This is a genomic window from Streptomyces sp. NPDC046303 (assembly GCF_055588085.1).
This window is the reverse complement of the sequence record NZ_JBVJFA010000026.1, coordinates 45,906-72,344: the sequence shown is the minus strand read 5'-3', so window position 1 is coordinate 72,344 and position 26,439 is coordinate 45,906. Positions and strand designations below refer to the sequence as shown.

22 protein-coding genes are annotated in these 26,439 nt (G+C 73.4%); 5 read left to right on the top strand and 17 right to left on the bottom strand.

Annotated features, from left to right (window positions below; all coding sequences use genetic code 11):
* Positions 1-11: 11 nt before the first annotated feature.
* From ACZ6I1_RS25310 to ACZ6I1_RS25295, 4 genes are all read right to left on the bottom strand, one after another.
* Positions 12-1,103, bottom strand: coding sequence for a YlbL family protein (locus ACZ6I1_RS25310; protein ID WP_469290771.1), 1,092 nt, complete (start codon positions 1,101-1,103; stop codon positions 12-14).
* 85 nt (positions 1,104-1,188) lie between these two features.
* On the bottom strand, positions 1,189-1,386 hold the full coding sequence (locus ACZ6I1_RS25305; RefSeq protein ID WP_469290769.1) for a hypothetical protein: 198 nt from the start codon (positions 1,384-1,386) through the stop codon (positions 1,189-1,191).
* A gap of 146 nt (positions 1,387-1,532) precedes the next feature.
* A complete protein-coding gene (locus tag ACZ6I1_RS25300) occupies positions 1,533-1,994 on the bottom strand; it encodes a molybdenum cofactor biosynthesis protein MoaE (RefSeq protein ID WP_469290767.1) in 462 nt (153 codons plus the stop codon).
* A gap of 199 nt (positions 1,995-2,193) precedes the next feature.
* Positions 2,194-3,315 carry an SDR family oxidoreductase gene (locus tag ACZ6I1_RS25295; protein WP_469290833.1) on the bottom strand — a complete coding sequence of 374 codons (1,122 nt, stop codon included), beginning with the start codon at positions 3,313-3,315 and terminating at the stop codon, positions 2,194-2,196.
* A 269-nt stretch (positions 3,316-3,584) separates the two neighbouring features.
* On the opposite strand from ACZ6I1_RS25295, the gene ACZ6I1_RS25290 reads away from it, so the two are divergent.
* Positions 3,585-5,000, top strand: a complete 1,416-nt coding sequence (locus ACZ6I1_RS25290; RefSeq protein ID WP_469290765.1) for a zinc-dependent metalloprotease — start codon at positions 3,585-3,587, stop codon at positions 4,998-5,000.
* Entirely contained in the window at positions 4,997-5,521 is a 525-nt protein-coding gene (locus ACZ6I1_RS25285) for an NUDIX hydrolase (RefSeq protein WP_469290763.1), read from the top strand. The genes ACZ6I1_RS25290 and ACZ6I1_RS25285 overlap by 4 nt, the downstream gene beginning before the upstream one ends.
* Before the next feature lie 64 nt (positions 5,522-5,585).
* Here the strand turns inward: ACZ6I1_RS25285 and ACZ6I1_RS25280 are convergent, their stop codons facing one another.
* The 4 genes from ACZ6I1_RS25280 to ACZ6I1_RS25265 all read right to left on the bottom strand — a co-directional run bounded on the left by ACZ6I1_RS25280 (position 5,586) and on the right by ACZ6I1_RS25265 (position 9,503).
* Positions 5,586-6,341, bottom strand: a complete 756-nt coding sequence (locus ACZ6I1_RS25280) for an AIM24 family protein (RefSeq protein WP_469290761.1) — start codon at positions 6,339-6,341, stop codon at positions 5,586-5,588.
* Between the two features lie 17 nt (positions 6,342-6,358).
* Complete coding sequence (locus ACZ6I1_RS25275) at positions 6,359-7,039, bottom strand: AIM24 family protein (RefSeq protein WP_469290831.1); 681 nt, start codon at positions 7,037-7,039, stop codon at positions 6,359-6,361.
* A gap of 20 nt (positions 7,040-7,059) precedes the next feature.
* Positions 7,060-8,730 carry a TerD family protein gene (locus tag ACZ6I1_RS25270; protein ID WP_469290759.1) on the bottom strand — a complete coding sequence of 557 codons (1,671 nt, stop codon included), beginning with the start codon at positions 8,728-8,730 and terminating at the stop codon, positions 7,060-7,062.
* 143 nt (positions 8,731-8,873) lie between these two features.
* Positions 8,874-9,503 carry a M48 metallopeptidase family protein gene (locus ACZ6I1_RS25265; RefSeq protein WP_469290757.1) on the bottom strand — a complete coding sequence of 210 codons (630 nt, stop codon included), beginning with the start codon at positions 9,501-9,503 and terminating at the stop codon, positions 8,874-8,876.
* Positions 9,504-9,637: 134 nt separating this feature from the next.
* Between ACZ6I1_RS25265 and ACZ6I1_RS25260 the strand changes: the two genes are divergently transcribed.
* Complete coding sequence (locus tag ACZ6I1_RS25260) at positions 9,638-10,780, top strand: ThiF family adenylyltransferase (RefSeq protein ID WP_469290755.1); 1,143 nt, start codon at positions 9,638-9,640, stop codon at positions 10,778-10,780.
* Positions 10,781-10,852: 72 nt separating this feature from the next.
* Entirely contained in the window at positions 10,853-12,181 is a 1,329-nt protein-coding gene (locus ACZ6I1_RS25255) for an ABC1 kinase family protein (protein WP_469290752.1), read from the top strand.
* A 33-nt stretch (positions 12,182-12,214) separates the two neighbouring features.
* On the opposite strand, the gene ACZ6I1_RS25250 is transcribed toward ACZ6I1_RS25255, so the two are convergent.
* From ACZ6I1_RS25250 to ACZ6I1_RS25230, 5 genes are all read right to left on the bottom strand, one after another.
* Complete coding sequence (locus ACZ6I1_RS25250; protein WP_469290750.1) at positions 12,215-12,421, bottom strand: hypothetical protein; 207 nt, start codon at positions 12,419-12,421, stop codon at positions 12,215-12,217.
* Between the two features lie 111 nt (positions 12,422-12,532).
* On the bottom strand, positions 12,533-12,862 hold the full coding sequence (locus ACZ6I1_RS25245; RefSeq protein ID WP_469290748.1) for a hypothetical protein: 330 nt from the start codon (positions 12,860-12,862) through the stop codon (positions 12,533-12,535).
* Positions 12,859-13,230, bottom strand: a complete 372-nt coding sequence (locus ACZ6I1_RS25240; RefSeq protein ID WP_328927527.1) for a WhiB family transcriptional regulator — start codon at positions 13,228-13,230, stop codon at positions 12,859-12,861. The genes ACZ6I1_RS25245 and ACZ6I1_RS25240 overlap by 4 nt, the downstream gene beginning before the upstream one ends.
* A gap of 195 nt (positions 13,231-13,425) precedes the next feature.
* Entirely contained in the window at positions 13,426-13,764 is a 339-nt protein-coding gene (locus ACZ6I1_RS25235; protein WP_469290746.1) for a hypothetical protein, read from the bottom strand.
* A gap of 168 nt (positions 13,765-13,932) precedes the next feature.
* Positions 13,933-16,104, bottom strand: a complete 2,172-nt coding sequence (locus ACZ6I1_RS25230) for an ATP-dependent DNA helicase UvrD2 (RefSeq protein ID WP_469290744.1) — start codon at positions 16,102-16,104, stop codon at positions 13,933-13,935.
* Positions 16,105-16,288: 184 nt separating this feature from the next.
* Between ACZ6I1_RS25230 and ACZ6I1_RS25225 the strand changes: the two genes are divergently transcribed.
* Positions 16,289-16,549: a mycoredoxin gene (locus ACZ6I1_RS25225; RefSeq protein WP_362295934.1), complete on the top strand. Its 261-nt coding sequence runs from the start codon at positions 16,289-16,291 to the stop codon at positions 16,547-16,549.
* Positions 16,550-16,595: 46 nt separating this feature from the next.
* On the opposite strand, the gene nudC is transcribed toward ACZ6I1_RS25225, so the two are convergent.
* The 4 genes from nudC to ACZ6I1_RS25205 are packed head-to-tail and all read right to left on the bottom strand — an operon-like array spanning position 16,596 to position 26,385.
* The gene (nudC, locus tag ACZ6I1_RS25220) at positions 16,596-17,546 is read right to left on the bottom strand and encodes an NAD(+) diphosphatase (protein ID WP_469290742.1); all 951 of its coding nucleotides are present in this window, start codon (positions 17,544-17,546) and stop codon (positions 16,596-16,598) included.
* A 31-nt stretch (positions 17,547-17,577) separates the two neighbouring features.
* Positions 17,578-19,032, bottom strand: coding sequence for a dipeptidase (locus tag ACZ6I1_RS25215; RefSeq protein WP_469290740.1), 1,455 nt, complete (start codon positions 19,030-19,032; stop codon positions 17,578-17,580).
* Positions 19,033-19,042: 10 nt separating this feature from the next.
* On the bottom strand, positions 19,043-22,996 hold the full coding sequence (locus tag ACZ6I1_RS25210) for a UvrD-helicase domain-containing protein (RefSeq protein WP_469290738.1): 3,954 nt from the start codon (positions 22,994-22,996) through the stop codon (positions 19,043-19,045).
* 44 nt (positions 22,997-23,040) lie between these two features.
* Positions 23,041-26,385 carry an ATP-dependent helicase gene (locus ACZ6I1_RS25205; protein ID WP_469290736.1) on the bottom strand — a complete coding sequence of 1,115 codons (3,345 nt, stop codon included), beginning with the start codon at positions 26,383-26,385 and terminating at the stop codon, positions 23,041-23,043.
* Between the last annotated feature and the right edge of the window lie 54 nt (positions 26,386-26,439).

Sequence of the window (26,439 nt, the reverse complement as noted above, 5' to 3'; positions counted from 1 at the left end):
GGACCGGCCGGTCAGGGCGTGGCCGCGCACTGCGGCAGCCCGGCCGTGTCCCCCTTGCTGATCTTCTCCAGCGACTGCGTGGCGTCGCCGATGGTGGATACCTTCACCAGGGTCAGCCCGTCGGGCACGTGGGCGGCCGCGGCGGCGCAGTTCTCGGCGGGCGTCAGGAAGTAGCGGGCGCCGGCCTGCCGGGCGCCGATGGTCTTCATCTGGATGCCGCCGATCGGGCCGACCTTGCCCGCGGAGTCGATGGTGCCGGTGCCCGCGACGAACTTTCCGCCGGTCAGGTCCTCCGGGGTGAGCTTGTCGACGATGCCGAGGGCGAACATCAGACCGGCGCTGGGACCGCCGACGTCGGCGAGCTTGATGTCGATCGTGAACGGGAAGGTGTGGTCGGTCCCGGCCCGGATGCCGACGATGGCGTGGCCGTCGCCCTCCGCCTTGCCGGCCGTGATGGTGACCTTGGTGGAGCCGGTGGACTCACGGTTCGCCTTCGCCGCCTCGGCCGCCTCGGCGGCGGGCACGATGGTGAATTCGACCGGCTCGCCGGGCTTGTGCTTGGTGACGAGCTTCGCCACGTCCTCGGGGGCGGTGACGGGGGTGCCGTCGACCGCCTTGATGACGTCACCGGCGTGCAGCGTGCCGTCAGAGGGGCTCGCCTTGACCACGGAGGCGACGATGACGCGGGCGGAGACCGGGATGCCGAGCTGCTTGAGGGCCGCCACCTTGGCGGTCTGCTGGGACTGGCTGAACTCCTCGGCGTTCTCCTGCGTGGACTCCTCGTCCGTCTTGCCGTTCGGGTAGAGGTTCTCGTGCGGCACGACGATGTTGTCGTCGGCCAGCCACCCGTACACCGCTTCCAGCAGGTTCATGTCGTAGTCGGCGCCGGTGACGCGGACCGTCGTCATGTTGAGGTGACCGCTGGTGGGGTACGTCTTGCGCCCCGAGATGTTGAGGACGGGCTCGCCGTGGGAGTCCCCGAGCGTGTTGACGGTCGGGCCGGGGCTCATCTCGGAGTACGGGACCTTGATGAACACCCCTGCGCAGAGCAGCGCGAACAGCACCAGGGTGGAAGCGAGCATCGTCGCAGTGCGGCGTGGCATGGATCCGACAGTACGGGACGGTCCTGACGGGCGGCCGCCGGGGCCGGTCCGTACGGGGTCCGTGCGCGGAACTCTCAGGGGAATCTCAGACGGCGTCGGAGCCGGAGTGGGCCTGTGCCTTCGCCTTGGCCTGTTCGGTGCTGCCCATGGCCTCGCGGAACCGTGCGTAGCCCGCGAGCTCGGATATGTCGCCTTGAGTGCGGTCGCGTGCCGCCCAGCTGCCCCATATGCCCGCGCCGATCGCGGCGAACAGCGGAATCAGCAACCACGCCAGAGACGCCATGGGCCTGCCTCCCTACCCCGAAGTACGTGTTCGTTGGTGGCTTCAACGCTCATGCCCGGGAGGGGGTTACGCAAATCGAGGGCGTGTTGCGCGGCCGAACGGGTGCGAGGCTACCCCCTTCCGGGTGTCGCCCCGCGACCGGGGGTTCAGCAGGCTCCGACCCACTCCTCGGTGCCGTCGGCGAAGGTCTGGTGCTTCCAGATCGGGACCTCGTGCTTGAGGTCGTCGATCAGCATCCGGCAGGCCTCGAAGGCCTCGCCGCGGTGCGGGCAGGACACGGCGACGACCACCGCGAGGTCGCCTACGGACAGGTCGCCCACGCGGTGCACGGCGGCGAGGGCGCGGACCGGGTACTTGGCCACGACCCGCTCGGCGACCCGGCGCATCTCGGCCTCGGCCGTCGGGTGGCAGGAGTAGCCGAGCGAGTCGACGTCCGCGCCGCTGTCGTGGTTGCGCACCGTGCCGACGAAGAGCGTCGTGCCGCCCGTCGCGTCGTCGCCGACGGCCTGGAAGACCTCGTCGATCGACAGGGGGGTCTCACGGATCGCGAGCAGCCGGATCGGGTCCTGAGCGGCCTGCTCGCCGGGGTGATCGAAGTGCGGTGCCATGTCTTCATCGTGCCCTAGCCGCTGACGCGGCGAAATAGCTGATTCGCCCGTGCCGCCCCGGACCCCTTGGGAGCCTCCTACAGAAACCCCCTGGTGCCGGCGCCCCCAGCCCACCCCGAAGCCCCCACATTCAGCCCCGCCGGCGTGTGAGGCGCTGGCGGGAGGGTCCGGGGGCAGTGCCCCCGGCGCCCGGCGGGGGTCAGATCCCGCGCCGCTTGCGGGCCCGCCGCACCGCCGCCGCCGCACCCAGCAGCGCCACGGTCGCCCCCGCCGCGCCGGCCGCAGTGGCGGCGTCCTTGCGCCCCAGCCGGCGCCCCGCGACGGTGTGCCGGCCCGCGACCTCCTGGAGGAGCTCCGCCAGCACCTCCTCGTTGGTCCAGCGCGGCCGCCAGCCCGCCGCGTGCAGCCCGCTGACGCTGACCACCCACGGGTGCATCGTGTAGGCGAGGTCCCCGGCCGGGGACGGGGTGAGGCCGATGCGGTGCAGCCGGGCCGCGGCCCCCAGGGCGACCGCCGAGGGGAGCTCCATGCGGCGGATGCCGCTGAGCTCCTCCACCTCCTCCTGCTCCAGCCAGCCCTCGCAGCCCACCGCGAGCTCGCCCTCGACCTTCTCCAGGGCCGCGTACTCCAGGGCGCTCACCAGGTCCTCCACGTGGCAGAACTGCCACGTGGGGCGGGACCCGGCGACCACCAGCAGGCGCGGGGACTCGAAGTACCGGGTCAGGGCGGTGTCCGTACCGCCGACCAGGACCGCCGGGCGGATCACCGTGACGTTCAGGCCGGGGTGCGCCCGCGGTGCCCGCCGCCCCAGCCGCTCGATCTCCAGCAGGTCGCCGACGCCGGTCGCCTCGGCGGTGGCCCGCAGCTCGGAGTCCTCCGAGAGGGGGATGTCGTTGTCGGGCAGGGCCCCGTAGACCATGGCGGAGGTGCACAGCACGACCCGGTGCACCCCGGCCGCCGCGGCGGCCGTCAGGACCGTCTGCGTGCCGCGCACGTTGTACGCCGTGCGGGCCGCCGGGTCGGTCTCCAGGTCCAGGTCGAGGGCGAGGTGCACGACCACGTCCGCGCCGCGCAGCTTCTCGGCGATGGCGGGGTCCCGTACGTCCAGGACGTGCCACTGCGCGGCCGCGCAGTCCCCGCGCCGCTCGTCGATGGCCACGACCTGCTTGACCTCGTCGGAGGCGGCCAGGCGGCTCACCAGGGCCGCGCCGACGCCCGACGCGGCGCCGGTCACGGCGATCACCGGGCTGCGCCGGGACGGGCCGGCCTGGTTTCGCGGCTGGCGAACGTCCGAGACGTCCTCGCCGTGCTCGGCGCGGATTTCGGCGTCGTGCGGCGCGCGGCCGGGCTTTCCCGAGCTGTGTTTGCCCAAAGCGTGCGGATCCGGGGAACTCACCAGGCGTCTCCAGCGGTTGTCTTCAGTAGGTGCGCGCCGTGACGCGTACCTACCAGGTGACGTCCATCCTGCCGCAGCCCAGGAGTCGGCGGAGCACCGAGCCCCGAAGCGGGGTGTGGTGTCTACGCTGGGTGGTGTTGTCGGGACCATTGTCCGCCGGCCCCCGCCGGCGGCCCTACGAGCCGAGGAAACCCGTGAGTGACACCCCATTCGGATTCGGCCTTCCGCCGGAGGAGCCGGAGAACGGCGACGAGGGCAAGAAGAAGGGCAATCAGGGCGGTCAGGGCGGCCCGAATCCGTTCGGGTTCCCGGGCATGGGCCTGCCGGGCGGCGCCGGCGGCCCGGGCGGAGCGGACAATCCGTTCGCCGCGATGTTCGGTTCGATGAACCCGAACGACCTGGGTGCGGCCTTCCAGCAGCTGGGCCAGATGCTCAGCTACGAGGGCGGTCCCGTGAACTGGGACATGGCCAAGGACATCGCCCGCCAGACCGTCGCGCAGGGCACGGCGGACGGCGTGAAGGACGCCAGCGTCGGCGTCGCCGAGAAGTCCGCCGTGGAGGAGGCCGTGCGCCTCGCCGACCACTGGCTGGACGGTGTGACCTCGCTGCCCTCGGGCGCGACCACGGCCGTGGCGTGGAGCCGCGCCGAGTGGGTCGAGGCGACCCTCCCGGTGTGGAAGGAGCTGGTGGATCCGGTCGCCGAGCGGGTCGGCGCGGCCATGGGCGGGGTCCTCCCCGAGGAGATGCAGGCCATGGCGGGCCCGCTGCTCGGCATGATGCGCTCCATGGGCGGAGCCATGTTCGGCCAGCAGATCGGGCAGGCCGTGGGCGTGCTCGCGGGTGAGGTCGTCGGCTCCACCGACATCGGGCTGCCGCTGGGTCCGGCCGGCAAGGCCGCGCTGCTGCCGCTGAACATCGAGGGCTTCGGCAAGGACCTGGGCGTCCCCTCCGAGGAGGTGCGGCTGTACCTGGCCCTGCGCGAGGCGGCCCACGCCCGGCTGTTCGCGCACGTGCCGTGGCTGCGCTCGCACCTGTTCGGCGCGGTCGAGGGCTACGCGCGCGGCATCAAGGTCGACACCTCGAAGCTGGAGGACGTGGTCGGGCAGCTGGACCCGTCCAACCCGGAGCAGCTGCAGGAGGCGCTCCAGGGCGGCATGTTCCAGCCGCAGGACACCCCCGAGCAGAAGGCCGCCCTGGCCCGCCTGGAGACGGCGCTCGCGCTGGTCGAGGGCTGGGTCGACGCGGTGGTGCACGAGGCGGCGACGCCCCGGCTGACCTCGGCGGACGCGATGCGCGAGACCATGCGCCGGCGGCGTGCCTCCGGCGGTCCGGCAGAGCAGACCTTCGCGACGCTGATCGGCCTGGAGCTGCGCCCGCGCCGGCTGCGCGACGCCGCGCGGCTGTGGGCCTCGCTCACCGACGCGCGGGGTGTGGACGGCCGCGACGGCCTGTGGGAGCACCCCGACATGCTGCCGACGGCCTCCGACCTGGACGACCCGGACGGGTTCGTCCACCGGGAGCAGCTGGACTTCTCCGAGATCGACAAGATGCTCGGCGAGGCCGCCGAGAAGCGCGGCAAGGACGGCAAGGACGGCGACGAGAAGAAGTGAGCCTGCACGAAGACGCGGTCCTCGTACTGAAGGGCTACGAGGACCAGCCCGAGCTGCGCGATGTCTACCTGGAGCACCTGTCCGCGCATCCGGACGGGGTGTACAAGCCGTGCCGTGCCGGGCATGTGACGGGCAGCGCGCTGGTGATCGACCCGCAGCGGGGGCGCGTCCTGCTGACCCTGCACAAGAAGCTGGGCATGTGGCTGCAGATGGGCGGCCACTGCGAGCCCGGTGACGCCACCCTCGCGGACGCGGCGCTGCGCGAGGCCCGCGAGGAGTCGGGCATCGTGTCCGGGCTGAGCCTGCTGCCGGGCGGTCCGGTGCGCCTGGACCGGCATCCGATCCCGGCGCCCTGCAACTGGCACCTCGACGTGCAGTACGCGGCACTGGCGCCGGCCGGGGCGGTGGCGGAGATCAGCGAGGAGTCCCTGGACCTGCGCTGGTTCCCGTACGAGGAGGTGGCGGCGGTGGCCGACACCTCGGTCGTGCGTCTGATGGAGGCGACCTTGGCCCGGCTGTGAGCCCGGCATGGCGAAGGGGCGGTCCCGGCTCGGGGCCGCCCCTTGGCCGTACCTGCTGGAAGGTCTAGTTCCAGGCGTTGTTCTGGTTCTGCGCGTGCGCGCCGTGCTGGCCCACTCCGAACTGCGCGGCGACGCCCTGTCCGATCTGGGCGTTCTGCGGGGGCAGCACCTCGCTGGGCTGCACGAGGGCGTATCCGGTGCCGAGGAAGCTCAGCTCCCATCCCTCGCCGGTGTTGCCGCGCCGCCGCCAGACGCCGGTGGAGTGCGTCTGGGCCTGCATCTGCACCCGCAGCGAGGTGGACCAGGCGACGATCGCGTCCGCGTCGGCGTTGACGTACTTGTCGGGCGTGACCTGAAGCATCAGCGGCTGCCCGGAGGTCATCAGGGCGACCTTGCCGCGGCCGGAGATGTTGAGCTGGTACTTGCCGGATCCGGAGATTCCGTACTGGCTGTCCACCGCGATGACCTCGGTGTGCAGGGTGGAGTCCAGGGCCAGGACGTAGCTGCTGTCGACGGTGAGCCCGTCCTGGTCGACGTCCACGACGTGCACGTACTGGGCCAGGTTGGCGAGGTAGACGGTGCCCTGCCCGGAGCAGCGCATGAGGTCGAGGCCCTCGCCGGTGCGGCGGCGGGCGTTGCGCTGGCTGCTGCTCTGGTACTCGCCGTCGAAGTCGATGATCCCCTGGTAGGCGACCATGGCGCCCTTGCGGGCGAGTACGTCGTCGGAGCCGGTCAGCGAGACCCGCAGCAGCTGCGGGTTCTGGACGGTGTACCGGTCCTGGGACTGTGCCTCGGCGTGGGCGAAAAGTGCGCTCTGCATGATGTGTCCGCTCCCCCTCAGCCCCGGACCCGGAGCCGGTCGGTGCTGTCCTCGCTGGGCTGTACGACGACGATGCCCTGGCCGGAGAAGGCCATCTGGTAGGCCTCCCCGCTGCCCCGGCCGATCATCGACGAGGCCTTGAAGCTGCGCTTGCCCTTGACCTTGAGATTCGGCGACCAGGCGACGAGCGCGTCCGGGTCGACGTACGTCTCGTCGTCGCCGCGGCCGCAGTCGACGACGATCGGCGTGCCGCGCGAGGTGATCGCGACCCAGCCGGTACCGGCGATCTGCACGTTGAACAGGCCCTGGCCGGCGAACTTGGCCATGCCCTTGACCCGCTCGACGCCCCACTGGAGGTGGGCGTCGAAGGCGAGCAGGTTGGTGCCGTTCACGGACAGGGAGTCGTTGTTGAGGTTGATGACGACCACGTCCGCGCCGTAGTCGGCGAGGTAGAGCAGGCCGTCGCCGGTGCACTTCATCAGCGGGGCGCCTTCGCCGGTGAGCCACTGCGAGGCCATCTGGCGCACGGCCGGCGGGTTGGGCTCGTACTGGACGAAGCCCTCGTAGGCGACCATCGAGCCGGTGCGGGCGAAGAGGTCCTGGCCGCTCTGCATGGCGACCTTGAGCATGGCCCGGCCGTGGTTTTCCATGCGGGCCGTGACGGGGGTCGGGGCGTAGCCCGCGAGCTGCTGGTTCATTGCGTTCATGTCGGGCTCCCTCAGACCTCGTACGGCTGGACGACGATGAAGTTGCCGGGAGCGCCGCGGAACTGGAGGTTCACGGTCTCCCCGCTGTGGCCGGGGTAGGCGTTGCGCCGGAGCCGGACCTGGCTGGAAATGATCACCTGCGAGGCGGAGGACCACGCCACGATGGCGTTGCTGTCCGCGAAGGTGGTCGGGGTGACGGGCAGGACGACCGGGACGCCGCGCGTCTTGACGATGACCGTGCCGGTGCCCTGGAACTGCATGGTGAACAGGGCGCCGCCGGGGATGCCGTGGCCTTCGATGCGGCGGACCTCGTGCTGGAGCGACTCGTCGAAGGCGAGGACGCTCTCGGCGGAGACGCAGATTCCGTCGCCCTGGAGCTCGATGGCGTGCAGGTGGGCGCCGTTCTCGGCGAGGAAGACCTGGCCGCGTCCGGTGCAGCGCATCAGCTGCATCTCCTGGCCGGTGGCGTTGCCGACGATGCGGCCGGCGAAGCCCGCTCCCTTGTAGCTGAAGTCGACCTTGCCCTGGTACAGCACCATGCTGCCCTGGCGGGCGAGGACGGCCTGGCCGCCCATCGAGAGGTCGACGCGCATGAGCTGCTGGTTCTGCGGGGTCCAGCGGGCGCCGGTCGGGGCTTCCTTGTACGGCTGGAGGGCGGCGGCGAGACCGGCTCCGGCGGGCGCGGCGGCCTGCGGGGCGTAGCCGTGCTGCTGGCCGGGGACCTGGCCGTAGGCCGGCGGCTGCTGACCGGGGACCTGCCCGTAGGCGGGCGGCTGCTGGCCCGGGGCCTGGCCGTAGCCGGGCTGCTGCCCGTAGGGGGCGGGGGCCGGAGCGGGCGGGGGGACCTGGCCGTAGGAGGGCTGCTGGGGCGGCTGTCCGTACGGCGCGGGGGCCGGCGGGGCGGCGATCGGCGCGGCCATGGTGGGCGCGGTGTGCTGCGGGTACGCCTGCGGCTGCGGGGCAGGGGCCGGCGCCGGGGCCTGCGGGGCCGGGGCGGGTACGGGCGGCGCGCCGAAGGAGGGCGCGGGAGCCGGGGCCTGCGGGGCCGGGGCGCCGAACGACGGGGCCGGGGCCGGGGCGGCCGCCTGCGGCGGCGGGGCGAACCCGGGTGCGGCGCCCGCCTGGGCGGCCGGTGCCTGCTGCTGCGGCTGCTCTTCGGCGACCTCGCCGCCGAAGTTGCGGAGCAGCGCGTCGAGTCCGCCGTCGAAGCCCTGGCCGACGGCGGCGAAGCGCCACACGTCCTTCAGGTAGAAGTCGCCGAGCATCACGGCCCGCTCGGTGGTGAACTCCGAGCCGTTGAAGGCGTACCGGACGACCTCTTCGCCGCCCGCCACGATCCGGATGTAGCCCGGGCCGATCTGCGACATCTGGCCGGCACCGTCGAGGGTGGCGGTGAAGGACAGCTTGTGGATGGACGGCGGCACGCGGTCCAGGGTCACCCGGAAGGATTCCGTGTCACCGGCCTGGGCGCCGAGCTGCTGGATGGACTCCTCGGGCGACTTCGGCTGGTTGAAGAAGACGAAGTAGCGGTCGTCCGAGAGCTGTTCGTTGGCGTCGAGGCCGAAGCAGCTGATGTCGAAGGTGAGTCCGGGCCCGGCGATCTGGACACCCACGTACAGATCGGTGCCCGCCGTCAGATCACTGATCTTGGCCTTGTGGCCCCGTTGGAATTCCCTTGCCATACGTAACGACCGTCCCCCATCCCGACTGTGAATGCGTGCCGCTCAGGCTATCGGCAACGGCCGACATCCGGCCAAGTCGGTACCGACCCGGTACATATCACGGTGCACGGCAGTCCGAATCGGTCGCTTTGCGCCGTGCCGGGCTATTCGTCCCGCCCGGCGGGAACCTTCGGGAGGCGCTCGGCGGCGACGATCCCCTCCAGATATCCGCGGGCCCGCTCGGTCCGGGGGTACGCCTCCAGCAGCTCCCAGAAGCGGGGGCCGTGGCCGGGCACGAGGAGGTGCGCCAGCTCGTGCAGGAGGACGTAGTCGACGACGTACTCCGGCATGCCCTGGAGGCGGTGCGAGAGCCGGATGCTGCCCTCGGCCGGGGTGCAGGAGCCCCAGCGGGTGTTCTGATTGGTGACCCAGCGGACGGAGCGGGGGCGGGCCCGGCCGTCGAAGTACTGCTCGGACAAACGCTCGGCGCGCTCCGTCAGTTCCGCGTCGCCGAGGGTGCGCTTGCTCTCCTGGGCGGCCAGCTTGTCGAGCATGACGCCCACCCAGCGCTGCTCCTCGGCCTCCGACATCCGGGCAGGGATCAGGACGACCGTACGGTCACCCTCTCGGTAGGCGGATACGGTCCTGCGGCGGCGCGCGCTCCGGCGGACTTCGACGGCGCGCTGCGGGGGGTCGGCGGACACGCCACGACGGTACCCGGAACCCGTCGGGGAAATCCCGCGCGTCCGGGGTTCGAACGTGATCGATGCCCGGCCGGTATCCGCGGCACCCATCAATTCATCTCATATGCCTAATAGGCCCTGCCTGTGGACAAATTCGTGCACGGAATGCGGCGGACGGGCAGGGTTGCGGAGGAAGGGAAACGGGGGCGCTGGGAGTGCCCCACGGGGAATCGAGGGGGATGGCCATGTATCCGAAGGTGAAGCCGGCGCTGGCACGGGCCTGGCGGGATCTGCAGACGGTGCAGTTCGGGGTGACCCCCGCCCACGCGGTGGTGCTCGCCCCGGTGGACACGGCGACGGGCGCGCTCATCGACCGGATCGACGGGACGCGGCGGATGGAGCTGCTGCGGGCCGAGGCCTCGGGAATGGGGCTGCCGGACGGCCAGGCGGACGAGCTGGTGCGGCGACTGGCCGGGGCCGGGCTGATCGATGACGCCACGGCGGGCGGCCCGCGCGCCCAGGCCGTCCGCACGCGGCCGGAGACCCTGGAGCGGCTGGGACCGGATCTGGGCTCGCTCTCCCTGGTCCACCGTGAACCGGGCGGGGACTTACGGGGCATCGCCGCGCGCCGGGCGATACGGGTCCAGGTGCGCGGGAGCGGCCGGGTGGGTGCGTTGATCGCCTCGGTCCTGGCGGGTGCCGGCGTGGGCGGGGTCGATGTGCTCGACGGCGGCCGGGTGGAGCCGGGGGACGTGGCCCCGGGCGGGCTCGGGGCCGGGAGCGTGGGCCGGCTGCGGGCCGAGGCGGCGGGCGGGCTGGTGCGCGCGTCGGCCCCGGGCCGCGGGCCGCGCGCCGGGGAGGGCGAGGGCCCGGAGCCGGGGCTCGCGCTGGTGGTGGTCGCGCCGCGGGACGGACTGCACGCCTGGGCCCCGGATCCGGACACCGCGGCAGGCTGGGTCGCCACGGGCATTCCGCACCTGTACGCGGGGGTGTTGGAGGGCACCGGGCTGGTGGGGCCGCTGGTGCTGCCCGGGGCGACGGCCTGCGCGGGGTGCATGGAGCGCGACCGTGTGGACCGGGATCCGGCCTGGCCGCGGATGCTGGTGCAGTGGCGGTCGGCCCACCGCCGCCGGACGGGCGCCGCCTGCGACCTGGGACTGTCCACGGCGGTGGCCGGCCTGGCCGCGGCCCACGCGCTGTCCTTCCTCGACGGCGAACTCCCCGCCTCCACGGCCTCCCGCTGGGAGGCCGCGCTCCCTGGCCTGCACTGGCAGCACACCTCGCTGCGACCCCATCCCGACTGCCCTTGCGGTGCGAGCGCCGGCCGCCCGTCGGTGTCCCGGGGCGCCGGGGAAGGATCGGGCGGCGTCCCGCTGGGAGGGCCATGACAGGATGCCTGCGTGGGAGGGGATTCCCGAACCGCCGCTTGCGGCGCAGCTGTCTGGGACATGGAGGGGCGTATGTCTGATCTTCCCCGGAAGGCGGTCACCCGTACCGTCAAGCTGGCCGCGCTGCCGCTCGGCATCGCGGGTCGGGCCACTTGGGGGCTCGGCAAGCGGATCGGCGGCAAGTCGGCGGAGATCGTGGCGCGCGAGCTCCAGCAGCGCACCGCCGAGCAGTTGTTCCGCACCCTCGGGGAGCTGAAGGGCGGTGCCATGAAGTTCGGGCAGGCCCTGTCGGTCTTCGAGTCGGCCCTGCCCGAGGAGGTCGCGGGGCCCTACCGGGCCGCGCTGACCAAGCTTCAGGAGGCGGCCCCGCCGCTGCCCGCGGCCACGGTGCACCAGGTGCTCGCGGAGCGGCTGGGTGCGGACTGGCGGGACCTGTTCGAGGAGTTCGAGGACAAGCCGGCCGCGGCGGCCTCGATCGGGCAGGTGCACCGGGCGGTGTGGCACGACGGCCGGCAGGTGGCGGTCAAGGTCCAGTACCCGGGGGCCGGAGAGGCCTTGCTGTCGGACTTGAAGCAGCTGAGCCGGTTCGCGGGGCTGTTGGGCCCGCTGATCCCCGGCATGGAGATCAAGCCGCTGATCAAGGAGTTGCGCGACCGGGTCGCGGAGGAGCTCGACTACGAGCTGGAAGCCGAGGCGCAGCGGACGCACGCGGACGCGTTCGTGGACGATCCCGATGTGGTCGTGCCGGACGTCGTGCACCAGGGCGATCAAGTGCTGGTGACCGAGTGGCTGGAGGGGACTCCGCTGTCGGAGGTGATAGCCGACGGCACGCAGGAGGAGCGCGACCGCGCCGGGCAGTTGCTGGCCCGGTTCCTCTTCTCGGGGCCCGCGCGCACCGGGCTGCTGCACGCGGACCCGCACCCGGGCAACTTCCGGCTGATATCGGGGGCGGACGGCCGGATGCAGCTGGGCGTCCTGGACTTCGGCACGGTGGACCGGCTGCCCGGCGGCTGGCCCAAGCCCATCGGCCGGTCGCTGCGGCTGACGCTGGACGGCGATGCCGAGGGGGTCTACGGGCACCTGTGCGCCGAGGGGTTCGTGAAGGAGTCCATCGAACTGGACCCCGACGCGGTGCTGGACTACCTCAAGCCGATCATCGAGCCCGCCGAGGCCGAGGAGTTCACCTTCACCCGGCCGTGGCTGCGCGGTCAGGCGGCGCGGATCGCCGATCCCCGGTCCCCCGCGCACCAGTTGGGCCGGCAGATCAACCTGCCGCCCTCATACCTGCTGATCCACCGGGTGACGCTGAGCACCATCGGCGTGCTGTGCCAGCTGGGCGCGACCGTGCGACTGCGTGACGAACTCGACACCTGGCTGCCGGGGTTCGCCTCCGAGGAGTGACGGGCGGGGCCATCACCCGTCATCGGTCACCGGTCACCACCAGGAGGAGTCGAGCCTGCCCTCGATCGACCGGAGGTGGGCGCGCGCGCAGTCGACGCAGAAGTACTGTCTGGTCCCGTTCTCCACCGAGCAGGTCCAGGTGATCGGGGCGCCGTCGGGAGAGCGGGCACCGCAGCGCGCGCAGACGACGGGCTGGGGCTCTGGTCCCGGCTGGGCGGGGTGGGGAGTCGGCTGGTCCACCTCCAGACGATATCGCCGTGGGGGTGGACGGCCCCTCGCAACGCACCGGGGGGACCGGTCCGTTCGGACCGGTCCCCCCGGGACTGATGGTCTGCCGCTACCGCATGCCTCTTAGTGCATGACGGCCATGGCCAGCGCACGCCGGGCGCGCAGCGAGACGCGCTCGGCTCGCCGCTGCATGCGGCGGGCGGCGACCAGGCGCAGGGCGTGACGCTCGGCGTCGGCCTCACGCATGCGGTCGTCCATATGGGCACGAGCCAGGGCTTCTGGGATGAGTTGCATTTCGCGGGTCCTGTTCTGACGCGAGGTGATCGCGCCGGCGGTGATGAAGTCTGCGTGGGCGGCGCCGTGCGGCTGCTCGCTCGTGGAGTGGGCGGTCATGAGGGCCTGCTTCAGGGGGTCGTGCGTGAGGGGGCGGTCGATGGTTCCGATGGCGGTCATGCCGCGACAACCGGGTTCTTGCGCGGGCGGCCACGCGGACGCTTCCGGGCTACGACGACACCCTGGACGAAGAGCTCGCCACCCCAGACACCCCAGGGCTCGCGGCGCTCGGTCGCCCCGGCGAGGCAGGCCTCGACCAGCGGGCAGGTCCGGCACAGGGACTTGGCGTACTCGACGTCGGCCGGGGACTCGGCGAAGAAGACCTCGGGGTCGAAGGTACGGCACGGAACGGGTACGCCCAGGTTCTCGATGGCGTCGTCGAGCGCGGTCAGCGCGGTGAGCGGGGTCAAGGTGTGGTCCTCCGGGACTGCGGGCGGGGAGATCGTTTGGGTCTGCGGTACGGACGGGGCGTGCGCTTCGAGTTGCACGGTGATGTCTTCCTCGTCTTGTTCGGCTAGTCGTTCCGGCCGGTCGGCCGGGTTCGGCTGGGCTGTCCTCACACCGACTGGCTCTGCCAGTCCCGAGGCACCTTCGCCGTGTCGCCCCCGTTCGGGGACAAACAGAAGGGCCGCGGATCCCGGGTGGGGTTCCGCGGCCCTGAAGGCGCCGGCCAGATCATGCGATCAGGCTGGATCACTCCAGGGTTCGAGCCCGCGGAAGGCCCACATCAGGTGGTGCTGCTGCTTCGTCTGCTTCGTCTGCTTCGACTCGGATCCGGCACCGGCTGCGGCGGCGAAGCCATAGGCGCCATGCGCCTGCGCTTCTGCTGCCAGTACTGCCACCGGTGCCTGGGTCGGTCGCTCATTGCGCTCGCTGACGCTGCCCCGAAGGGTCGCCAGCGGGGCGGGGGCGGCCGCGGAAATCGCGGACACACCGGCACCCGGGAAGGAGACGGAACCGAGCAGGCAGGAGGCGTCGACGGAGCGATCGGTCATTTTGGTGAAGGTCATGAAGCTGGTCACTGGTCTCGCCTCCTCTCGGCGTCTCGGGGACGGGGGCCCGGGGGCCTGTCCCATGCGTATTCGGATAAGTACAGCACGGATCCAGGGCTTCTGAGAAGCCACCGTTTCCGTTGCTAAGAACCTATGGGGCTGCGCCGGGCATGTGCAAACTATTTTTCCGACGAGTTTCTACGCGTCGTCAGACTCCGCAGCCCCAGGCTCCTGACCTGCACAGATGGCCAACACGTCGGCTCCGTACCGCTCGAGCTTCCGTCCACCCACGCCGGAGATCATCGAGAGCTCCCCGGCCTCGGACGGCGCGGCCTCCGCGATCGCCATCAGGGTCTTGTCCGTGAAGACGCAGTAGGCGGGCAGGCCCTGCTCCTTCGACTGGACCGCGCGCCAGTCGCGGAGCCGCTCGTAGAGCCCTTCGTCCATGTCGGACGGGCAGTCTTCGCAGCGCATCAGCTTCATCTCGCCGGCCTCGGTCAGGGTCTTGCCGCAGACCCGGCAGAGCGCCGGCCCGCGGCGGCCGCGCTGACGGGCGGCCGCCGCCCGCTCGGCCGCCCCGCCGGACGCGCTCCCCGAGGCCGCGGAGCCCGGCCGGAGGCCGTTCAGGAAGCGGCTGGGGCGCCGGGAGGCCCGGCCGCCCGGAGCCCGGGAGAGCGCCCAGGACAGGCCCAGGTGCAGCCGCGCCCGGGTGACGCCGACGTAGAGCAGCCGGCGCTCCTCCTCGACCTGCTCGTCGGTCTTGGCGTAGGTGATCGGCATCATGCCGTCGGTGAGCCCGACGAGGAACACCGCGTCCCACTCCAGGCCCTTCGCCGCGTGCAGCGAGGCCAAGGTGACGCCCTGGACGGTCGGCGCGTGCTGGGCGGCCTTGCGCTCCTCCAGCTCGATCGTGAGATCGGCCAGGGTGGCGCCGGCGCGGGCGCGGGCGAAGTCCTCGGCGAGCCGGACCAGCGCGGCCAGCGATTCCCACTGGTCGCGCACGGCGCCGGAGCCGGCCGGCGGCTCGGCGGTCCAGCCGAGGGAGCTGAGCACGGCGCGGACCTGCGAGCCGAGCTCGACGACGTCGTCGAGCAGCGGATCGTTCCCGCCGGACCGGGCGGCCCCGCGCAGCGCGAGGATCGCCTTCTGGACCTCCTGCCGCTCGAAGAAGCGCTCGGCCCCGCGCAGCTGGTACGGCACCCCCGCGTCGGCGAGGGCCTGTTCGTAGACCTCGGACTGGGCGTTGATGCGGAAGAGCACGGCGATCTCGCCGGCCGGGACTCCCGCCGCGATCAGGTCCCGGATCCGGTGGGCGACGCCCTCGGCCTCGGCCGGCTCGTCCGGGTACTCCGCGTACACCGGGTCGGGGCCGGGCTCCCGCTGGGAGACCAGCTCGAGCCGGTGCTCGGCGGCCCGCCCCCTGGCCTGGTTCAGGAGCCCGTTCGCGAGGTGGACGACCTGGGGCGTGGACCGGTAGTCGCGGACCAGCTTGACGACGGTGGCCTGCGGGTAGCGGGTGCGGAAGTTCAGCAGGTGGTCGGGGGTGGCGCCGGTGAAGGAGTAGATCGTCTGGCTGGCGTCGCCGACGACGCACAGGCTGTCGCGCTCGCCGAGCCACAGGTCCAGCAGCCGCTGCTGGAGGGGGCTGACGTCCTGGTACTCGTCGACGACGAAGTGCTGGTACTGGGCGCGGATCTGCTCGGCGATGTCGTGGCGGTCCTGGAGGATGCCGACGGTCAGCAGCAGCACGTCCTCGAAGTCGATCATGCCGCGGTCGCGCTTGAGCTGCTCGTATGTCCCGTAGATCTGGGCGATTTCGGCCAGGTCGCGCGGTGCCTCGCGGCCGGCCTTGAGGGCGGCCGCCGGGTAGTCGGCGGGCACGGTCTGGGTGACCTTGGCCCACTCGATCTCGCCGGTGACGTCGCGCAGCTCACCCCGGTCGAGGCGGATGCGGCAGCGCGCGCCGGCCTCGGCCACGAACTGGATCTTGCGCTCCAGCAGCCGGGGCACGTCCCCGCCGACCGCCTTGGGCCAGAAGTACTGGAGCTGGCGCAGGGCGGCGGAGTGGAAGGTGCGGGCCTGGACCCCGCCCGCGCCGAGGGCGCGCAGCCGGCCGCGCATCTCTCCCGCGGCCCGGTTGGTGAACGTGACGGCCAGCACACTGGCCGGCATGAGCTGGCCGGACTGGACCCCGTAGGCGATGCGGTGGGTGATCGCGCGGGTCTTGCCGGTACCGGCGCCGGCCAGCACGCACACGGGCCCGCGCAGGGTCGTCGCGACCTCGCGCTGCTCCGGGTCCAGGCCCAGGAGCACCGCGTCGGCCGAGTCGACGGAACCGGCGAAGGATGAGGAGTGCGTTGCTGCTGTCACCCCGCCATGCTGCCAGGTCTGGTGGGTCGGGCGGGAAATCTGTCCACAGGCCGCCCCTATCCGTAGGACGGTCGGATGGTCGGACTTGTCGGCAGCGGCACGCGTGAGCGGCTGCGGGAATGGCCGGGGCGTGCCGTACGTTCGACTACTCGGACCACCGAGACCCCACGAAGGAGAGCGCAGGATGCAGGACACGGGCACCGTCACGATGTACAGCACGACCTGGTGCGGCTACTGCCGCCGGCTGAAGACCCAGCTGGACCGGGAAGGCATCGCGTACAACGAGATCAACATCGAGCTCGACCCGGCGTCCGCGGCGTTCGTGGAAAAGGCCAACGGCGGCAACCAGACGGTTCCGACCGTTCTCGTGAAGTCCCCGGCGGGCAACGAGTCCGTCATGACGAACCCCTCGCTGGCCCAGGTCAAGCAGGCCCTCGCCGTCTGATCGCGCTCCACGGGAAGGCCCCCGCCGCGGCGGGGGCCTTCCTGTGTCAGGTGGTGGGGCCGGGCTTGGGGAGGGGCTGGCCGTACCAGCGCTCGACCAGGCGGGCGGCGATGGAGATGCCTCCCGACGGGGGGTGGACCTCACCCGATTCGATCGCCTTGCGCAGGTCCTCGCGGGAGAACCAGCGGGCCTCCTCGATCTCCTCGCCGTCCACCGTGATCCGGGAGGTGGTGGCGCGGGCGGTGAAGCCCAGCATCAGGCTGTACGGGAACGGCCACGGCTGGCTGGCCACGTACTCGACCTCGCCGACCCTGACGCCCGCCTCCTCCCATACCTCGCGGATGACGGACTGCTCGATCGACTCGCCCGGTTCGACGAACCCGGCGAGCGTGGAGAAGCGGCCCTCCGGCCAGTGCACCTGGCGTCCCAGCAGCGCGCGGTCCTGCTCGTCCGTGACCAGCATGATCACGGCCGGGTCGGTGCGCGGGTAGTGCTCGGCGCCACAGCCCGGGCAGCGGCGGATGTGTCCGGCGGCCGCGACCACGGTGCGCTCGCCGCAGCGGGAGCAGAAACGGTGCATCCGCTGCCAGTTCTCCAGCGCCACGGCGTGCACCATCAGCCCCGCGTCGCGCGGGGACAGCAGCAGTCCGGCCTCGCGCAGGCCGGCCGCGCGGGCCGACTGGTCCATGCGGCCGGGCAGCGAGTCCTTCTGCAGTGCGAAGTACCGTACGCCGTCCTCGTCGGTGCCCAGGAAGTAGCGGTGCGTCTCGGTGACCGGGGCCTCGAAGGCCGGGGTCATCACGATGCCGGTGCCCCCGTCGGGGGTGTCGTCGATCAGGACCTGGCCGCCGGAGACGACGAAGACGCGGGTCGTCGGGTGGCTCCAGGCGGCGGCCAGCCAGGCCTCGTCGAGGCGGTGGTGTGCCGCGCGGTCGATGCCGCTGGGCGCGGTCAGCGAGAGCGGGCGCTCGGTATGGATGCTCACGGGTACTTCCAACTCCCCCGGTGGTGGGACAGGCAGGTGGGCGTCAGTGGGATGTGCGGTGGGGCGCGGCCGGGTCGGAGGCCGGGCCGTACGCGGCCAGGTCGGACGCGGCCAGGTCGCCCCAGAGGTAGGCGGTCGTCTCGGCGCCCTTGAGGAGCAGATCCAGCTCGACCTTCTCGTTCGGCGAGTGCCAGCCGTCGGACGGCACGGAGATCCCGAGGAAGAGGACGGGCGCGCCCAGGACGTCCTGGAGGTCGGCCGCGGGTCCCGAGCCGCCCTCGCGGGTGAAGCGGATCTTCTGGCCGAAGGCGCGGCCCATCGCCCGTACGACCGACTGCAGCGCCGGGTGGTCCAGCGGGGTCAGGCACGGGCGGGTGGGTGCGCCGAAGATGATGGAGTGGCGGATCCCGGCCGGGACGCGGGCCGAGACCCAGTCCCTGACGGCCGCCTCGACCTCGTACGGGTCCTGCCCCGACACCAGGCGGAACGACAGCTTCAGGTGCGCGGAGGCGGGCACGATCGTCTTGCCGCCGGGGCCCTGGTAGCCGCCGCCGATGCCATTGACCTCGGCGGTCGGGCGGGCCCAGACCCGCTCCAGGGTGGAGTACCCGGCCTCGCCCGCGGCCGCGTGGGACTTGGCGGTACGGAGCCACTCGGACTCGTCGAACGGGAGCTCGGCGATCAGCGCCCGCTCGGCGTCGGTGAGCTCGGCGATGCCGTCGTAGAAGCCGGGGATGGTGACCCGTCCGTCCTCGTCGTGCAGGGCCGCGACCAGGCGGGCGGCGACGGTGGCCGGGTTGGGCACGGCTCCGCCGAAGGCGCCGGAGTGGATGTCCTGGTCCGGGCCGTGGAAGTCGATCTCGCAGTCGGCGACGCCGCGCATGCCGGTGCAGACGGTGGGGGTGGTCTCGGACCACATGCCGGTGTCGGAGACGATCACCACGTCGGCGGCGAGCTGGTCGGCGCGGGCCTCGACGAGCGTGCGGAAGTTCGGGGAGCCGGACTCCTCCTCGCCCTCGATGAGGAGCTTGAGGTTCACGGCGGGGGCGTCGGCGCCGGTGGCCGCCAGGTGGGCGCGCACGCCGAGGGTGTGGAAGAACACCTGCCCCTTGTCGTCGGCGGCGCCGCGGCCGTACATCCGGCCGTCCTTGATCACCGGCTCGAACGGGTCGGTGTGCCAGCCGTCGGCGAGGGCGGCGGGCTGCACGTCGTGGTGCCCGTAGACGAGGACGGTGGGCGCGGCCGGGTCCTCGCTCGGCCAGTGCGCGAAGACGGCCGGGGCGCCGTGCAGGGTGGTCTCCCACACCTCGGCGACCGGGAAGCCGGTCTCCTTGAGCTTCGCCGCGAGCCATTCGGCGCTGCGGCGGACGTCGCCCGCGTGCTCGGGCTGCGCCGAGACGGAGGGGATGCGGAGCCACTCGGCGAGGTCGTCGAGGAAGGCGGCGCGGTGGGTGTCGATGTACGTACGGACGACGCTGTCCGGCGGGGTGTCGCTCATGGCCCCGAGCCTAGCTGTCCGCCTGGTGGTCACCGTCGGTGCCCGATGTGCCTTGGAGGATCCGCTCAAGTCGGGCGCGGTCCGGCAGGTTGCGGGGGCGGATCACGCGGCCGCTGCGGACGTGCAGGAAGGCGGCGGTGACCTGCTCGAGCGGGGTGCCGGTGGCTTCCGCCCAGGCCAGGCGGTAGACGGCGAGCTGGAGGGGGTCGGCCTCGGTGGTGCGCCCGGTCTTCCAGTCGACGATCTCGTATCCGGTGTCCGTGCGGTAGACGGCGTCGATCCGGCCGCGGATGACCCGGCCGGCGAGGGTGAGCTGGACCGGGGCCTCCATGCGGTGGGGCGGCCGGTCGGCGTACTCGCTCCGCTCGAAGGCGGCCTTGAGGGAGTCGAGATCGGCCTCGTCGGCGACCTCCTGATCGGTTCCGGGCAGCTCGGTGGCGGGGTCGAGCACGTCGAGGAGCGGGAGCGGGAGCTCGTCGAAGCGGGACTCGACCCAGGCGTGGAAGCGGGTGCCCTGGCGCGCAGCGGGCTGCGGGGGCTTGGGCATGGGACGGGCGAGGTCGCGGGCGAAGGCCTGCTCGTCGGCGGCGAGCCGGAGCAACTGGCTGGCGGAGAGGGCAGCCGGGAGTTCGACGTCGCGGACGGCTGCGCGGGCGCGGCGCAGCTCGCCCTCCAGGGCGTCGAGGTCCCGGTCCCAGGAGGCGACGGCCCGCGCGTCCTCGGGGGTGAGCGAGGCGCCTCCGGCGGGGGGAGGGGTGGTGCCCGCTGCGGCGGGGGCGGGCACGGGCGCGGGCACGGGCACGGCTGCGCCGTCGCCGTCGCCGTGGCGGGGCCCCGGCGGGGACCAGAGGCCGGCCTCCGGCCACAGGTCGTCGTCGTACGGGGCACTGCCCCGGGGCCCGTACGGGGTCGGGCCGACGGCCGGTGTGCGGGACCCGGCGGGGCCGGCCTCGGCGGAACGGGGGCCGCCGGAACGGGAGTCGGCGGGAGCCCAGAGGTCGGCCTCCGGCCACAGGTCGTCGTCGAGGGCGGGGTCGGGCGGGCAGGGGGTCTCCCCCACCCCGCCCCTTCCCGGAACCGGGGCTTCACCCCGGGCCCCGGGGCGGGACCGGGAGCCGTCGCCCTGCGGGGCGGCGGCAGCGGGCTGCGGCTGCGCCGCGGGGCGGACGCCGTCCCGGTCCCGCCCGTCGGCCTCCGCCCCTAGGGCGGCGGAGCCGTCGGGGGTGCCGGAGGCGTCGTCCCGCGGACCGGCCGGGTCGGGCGCGGCGGCCCGCGCCTCGTCCGCCCAGGCTTCTTCCGCCCAGGGCTCTTCGGCCCAGGGGTCGTCGGCCGGCCAGGGTTCGTCCTCGTAGGACGGGTCCTCGCAGGACGGGGGCCAGAGGTAGGAGCCCTCCTCCTCCGGCGGGGCGGGGGCGGGGGCGGGGGCGGCCAGGTAGGACTCGACCAGGGCGGCCGCCGAGCGGCGCAGGGCCAGGGAGTGCGGGTCCAGGGGGAGGGGCCAGGAGTGGTCCTGGGCGGACTCGGCGGCCAGGGCCGGGTTCTCCGCGTCCGGGGCGGGCTCGTCCGCCCAGGCCTCGATCTCGCCGAACCCGGCCGCGCAGTGCTCGTACAGGGCCTGGAGGAACGGCGACGGGCCGCGGCGCCTCTTCTGGGTCGGACCCCACCAGTGGCCCGAGGCCAGGAGGAGGGAGCGCGGGCGGGTGAAGGTCACGTAGCCGAGGCGGAGTTCCTCCACGGCCTTGTGGTCCTTCAGGGCCGTCTTGAAGGACTTCAGCCCGGCCGAGGTCCAGGCCGGGTCCCCGGGCAGGGTGGGCGCGTCGCCGCGCAGCGCGTACGGGAGCACCTTCGCGTACGCGGTCCAGGCCTCCGGCGCCTTCTCCTTCGGGAAGGAGCCGGTGCAGAGGTCGGGCACCACGACCACGTCCCACTCCAGGCCCTTGGACTTGTGGGCGGTCAGGACCTTGACCGTGTTCTCCCCGCCCGGCAGGGCGTGGTCCAGGCCCTTCTCGTACTGGGCCGCCGTGCGCAGGAAGGCGAGGAACGCCAGCAGGGTCGCCTCGCCGTCCAGGGCGGCGAAGCCCGCGGCCACGTCCAGGAAGTTCGACAGGGTCTCCCGGCGGCGGGCCGCCAGCGCGTGCGGGGAGGCCGACAGCTCGACCTCGAGGCCGGTCGCGGCCAGCACCCGGTGCAGTACGTCCATCAGCGGGTCGGCGAGCGAGCGCCGCAGGTCGCGCAGCTCCTGCGCGAGGTGCGCGAAGCGGACCCGGGCCTCGGCGGAGAAGGGGAGCCCGTCGTCGGACTGGCCCGCCCCGTCCAGGAACGTCTCCAACGCGTCGGCCAGCGACACGATCTCCGCCGGGTCCACGCCCTCGACGGCCGCCGCGAGGCGCCCGTCCGGGTCCGGGTCGGCGTCTTCGCCGGCCGGCGAACGGCCCACGAGCAGGCGCGCGCGGCGCCCCAGCAGGGCCAGGTCGCGCGCGCCGATCCGCCAGCGCGGGCCGATGAGCAGCCGCACCAGGGAGGCGTTGGCGCCCGGGTCCTGGAGGACCTCGCAGACGGCGACGAGGTCCGCGACCTCGGGCAGGTGCAGCAGCCCGGACAGGCCGACCACTTCCACCGGCACGTCCCGGGCGACCAGGACGGCCTGGGTCCGCGCGAAGTCCCCGGCGGACCGGCACAGCACCGCGATCTGCCCCGGCTCCGTCCCGGTGCGGACCAGGTGGGCGACGGAGTCCCCGAGCCAGTCCAGCTCCTCGGCGTGGGTTTCCAGCAGGGCGCACCGTACCGAGCCGGCGCGCTCGGCGCCCGGCGCGGGGCGCAGCGCCTCCACCCCCTCGTGCATGGCGCGCAGCGGTGCGGCGAGCCCGTTGGCCAGGTCGAGCAGGCGGCCGCCGCTGCGCCGGTTCTCGCTGAGCGAGAAGCGGGTGGCGGGGGCGCCGTCGGCCTGCGGGAAGTGCACGGGGAAGTCGTCGAGGTTGGCCACGGAGGCGCCGCGCCAGCCGTAGATGGCCTGGCAGGGGTCGCCGACGGCGGTCACCGCGTGCCCGGTGCCTCCCCCTGGCCCTCCGGCTCCGGAGCCGAACAGCCCGGACAGCAGCAGCCGCTGCGCGACGGACGTGTCCTGGTACTCGTCGAGCAGGACCACCCGGAACTCCTCGCGCAGCAGCGCCCCGACCTCGGGCCGGGTGGTGGCGAGCTGCGCGGAGAGGGCTATCTGGTCGCTGAAGTCGAAGAGGTCGCGGGAGCGTTTGGCGGCGCGGTAGCGGACGACGAGCTCGAGCAGTTCGAGGCGGCCGCGGACGGCCTCGGGGACCTTGCGGAGGTCCTCGTTGGTGAGCTTGGCGTCGGCGAGGGTGTTCAGCAGCTCGGTGTCGTACGTCCGCAGGCGGTCCGGCTCGACCAGGTGCTCGGAGAGTTCCGCGTCCAGCGCGAGCAGGTCGCTGACCAGGTCGGGGAGGGACTTGGTGAGCGAGGGGTAGGGGCCGGGGGCCTCGCGCAGCACCTTGGCGGCGAGCTGGAAGCGGGTCGCGTCGGCGAGGAGGCGGGAGCTGGGCTCCAGGCCGATGCGCAGTCCGTGGTCCTTCAGGAGCTGCCCGGCGAAGGCGTGGTACGTCGAGATGCGCGGCTCGCCGCCGGCCGCGTCGGGCCCGGCGTCGGCCGGAGAAGGGTCCGGGTCGGTGATGCCGGCCCGGGCGAGGGCCGTGCGTACGCGCTCGGACAGCTCCCCGGCGGCCTTGTTGGTGAAGGTCAGGCCGAGGACCTGCTCGGGCGCGACCGTGCCGGTGCCCACCAGCCAGACCACGCGGGCGGCCATGACGGTGGTCTTGCCGGATCCGGCGCCCGCGACGATCACCTGGGGGGCGGGCGGTGCGGTGACGCAGGCCAGCTGTTCGGGCGTGAAGGGGATGCCGAGGAGCTCCTTGAGCTGCTCGGGGTCGGTGAGGACGGACGGACGCGCGGACACCTCAAAAGGCTAGCCGCCCGGACCGACACTCCCGCCCGGCCGTCTCACTCCACGGTCTGGCGGCCCTCCGGGCGGGCGCTGCAGGCGCTGCGGAAGGAGCAGTGGTCGCAGTGCTTGCCCGTGGCGGGCGCGAAGCGCTCGTCCAGGACCCGGCCGGCGGCGGTGGCGAGCAGGTCGCCGACCCACTCGCCGTCGAGCGGCTGCTGGGCCTGGATCTTCGGTACCTCGTCGCCGCCCTCCTTCTTGGGCGCGCCCTGGCGGAGCTGGACCAGTTCGGCGCCGCCCGGCGCGGGGCGCAGGCCGTCGAAGACCTCGTCGACGGCGCCTTCGCGCACGGCGAGCTGGTAGACGGCGAGCTGGGGGTGGCGCGCGACCTCGTCCTTGGTGGGCGCGGCCTTGCCGGTCTTGAAGTCGACGACGTACGCACGCCCCTGCGGGTCCGATTCGACCCGGTCCATGGAGCCCCGGATCCGAACGGTGTGCTCGCCGGCTTCGAGCGTGACCTCGAACGAGTGCTCCGTGGCCACGGCCGCCCGGCCCCCCCGGTCGGTGGTGTGCCAGCGCAGGAAGCGTTCGAGGGCGGCCCGGGCGTTCTCCTTCTCCTGCGCCGACTTCCAGGGCGCGTCGAAGGCGAGGGCGTCCCAGACGGAGTCGAGGCGTTCCATGAGGACGGCCAGGTCGGCGGGGGTGCGGCCGGAGGCGACCTCGTCGGCGAGGACGTGGACGACGTTGCCGAAGCCCTGCGCGGCGGTGGAGGGGGCGTCGGCCTTGACCTCGCGGCCGAGGAACCACTGGAGCGAGCAGGTGTTGGCGAGCTGGTCCAGGGCGCTGCCGGAGAGGGCGACGGGCCGGTCCCGGTCGCGCAGCGGGACGCTGCTGCGGGTGGGCTCGTACAGCCCCCACCAGCGCTGCGGGTGGGCGGCGGGGACCAGCGGGCGGTTCTCGTCGTCGGTGAGCGCGGCGAGGCGGGCCAGGCGCCGGGCGGCCGCGTCGCGCAGGGCGGGCGAGGCGTCGGGGTCGACGGTGGTGGCGCGCAGCTCGGCGACGAGGGCCGTGACGGCGAGGGGGCGGCGGGGGCGGCCGGTGACGTCCTTCGGGGTGACGCCGAGTTCGGTGAGGAAGCGGGAGGGCTGGTCGCCGTCCTCGGCCGGGGCCTTGACGGCGGTGACGACGAGGCGGTCGCGGGCGCGGGTGGCGGCGACGTAGAAGAGGCGGCGCTCTTCGGCGAGGAGCGCGCCGGGGGTGAGGGGCTCGGCGAGGCCGTCGCGGCCGATGCGGTCGGCCTCGAGGAGGGAGCCGCGGCGGCGCAGGTCGGGCCAGAGGCCCTCCTGTACGCCGGCCACGACGACCAGGGACCACTCCAGGCCCTTGGAGCGGTGGGCGGTCATCAGCCGGACCGCGTCGGGGCGGGTGGCGCGGGTCGTCAACGTGTCGGCGGCGATGTCCTCCGCCTCCAGTTGTTCGAGGAAGTTGAGGGCGCCGCGGCCGCCGGTGCGTTCTTCGGCGCGGGCGGCGGTGTCGAAGAGGGCGCAGACGGCGTCGAGGTCGCGGTCGGCGTTGCGGCCGGCGGGGCCGCCGCGGCGGGCGCTGCGCTCCAGCCGCTGGGGCCAGGGGGTGCCGTCCCAGAGGGTCCACAGGGCCTCTTCGGCGGTGCCGCCGCCCTGGAGGAGCTCGCGGGCCTTGCGCAGGAGGAGGCCGAGGCGCTGCGCGCCGCGGGCGTAGGCGGGGTCGTGGGCGGTGAGTCGTTCCGGCTCGGCGAGGGCGCGGGCGAGCAGGACGTCGGAGGGCGCGGGCACCTTGACGCCTGCGGCGCGCTCCTCGTCGCGCAGGGCGCGGCCGAGGCGGCGCAGGTCGGCGGCGTCCATCCCGCCGAGCGGTGAGCCGAGCAGCTCGATGGCGGCCTCGACGCCGATCCCGCCGGCGGGCTCGTCGCTCACCTCGTCGCCCGCGGGGGCGGAGCCCGGCGCCGCCCCGTCCGGTTCGGACACGGACGTGTCCGGGCCGGGGGCCACGTGAGCCGCGTCGGGCGTGGCCGCGGCGGCCGTGGCGGCCGTGCGGAGGGCGGTGAGGAGGGGGGCCACGGCCGGTTCGTGGCGGAGGGGGGCGTCCCCGCCGTCCGTTTCCACCGGGACGCCCGCCGTGATCAGGGCGCGCCGCATCGCCGGGAGGGTACGGCCGCCGGCGCGGACCAGTACGGCCATGTCCTGCCAGGGCACGCCGTCCTCCAGGTGGGCCCTGCGCAGGACGTCGGCGATGTTGTCCAGCTCCGCCCCGGCCGTGGGGTAGGTGTACACCTCCACCCGGCCGCCCTCCCGCGTGGCCTGGAGAGCGCGGTGCGCGCGGACCGCGGACGCGGGGAGACGGGGCAGCGGCATGCGGGTCGTGAGGAGGCGGGTGGCCGCGAGGAGGTTGGCGGCCGAGCGGCGGCCGACGGAAAGGGCCCTGACGGCCGCGCCGGGAAAGGCCGACTCGAAGTCCAGGACGTTGTTGATGTCCGCGCCGCGGAAGGCGTAGATCGACTGGTCCGGGTCGCCGAAGGCGACCAGCGTGCCGCCGGGGCCGTTCAGCGCGCGCAGCAGCCGCAGCTGGGAGGCGTCCGTGTCCTGGTACTCGTCCACGAAGATCGCGTCGTACGCGGCGGCCGCCGACGGGGTGCGCTCCGCCAGCAGGACGGCCCGGTGCAGGAGCTCCGCGTAGTCCAGGGTGCCCTGCATGTCCAGGACGTCGAGGTACTCGGAGAGGAAGGCCGCGGCCGCCTTCCAGTCCGGGCGGCCGATCCGGTCGGCGAAGGAGGAGAGGGCGGAGGGGCCCAGCCCCAGTTCGCGGGCGCGGGCGAGCACGGCGCGGACCTCGTCCGCGAAGCCGCGCGTCGTGAGCGCGGCGCGCAGGTCGTCGGGCCAGCGGATGGAGGCGACGGAGGGGATGCGGCGCTGGCCCTCCAGGAGCGTGCGGACCATCACGTCCTGCTCCGGACCCGACAGCAGGCGCAGCGGATCGGCGAAGAGGTCGGTGTCCTGGTGGGCGCGGACGAGTCCGTAGCAGAAGGAGTGGAAGGTGGTCGCCTGCGGGGCCCGCGCGCCGCCGAGCCGCAGGGCGGTCCGGTCGCGCAGTTCCACGGCCGCCTTGCGGCTGAAGGTGAGGATGAGGATGCGGGCGGGGTCCGTGCCCGCTTCCACGCGGGCGGCGACGGCCTCGACCAGCGTGGTCGTCTTCCCGGTGCCCGGTCCGGCCAGGACCAGCAGAGGTCCGGCCGTGTGGTCAACCACCGCGCGCTGCGCTGCGTCCAGGACAGGGGGGTCCACCCGTTCCGGCCCGGTGCGCACGAGGCGGTACGCGTCTGGGGTCCGCGTACGCCGCCGTTCGGTGCGGTCGGAAGGAGAGGTGATCACGTGAGCTGCCGGTCCTGGTGGGTCTTCGGGTGGCACCGCGTCGGCGGCGGCCGG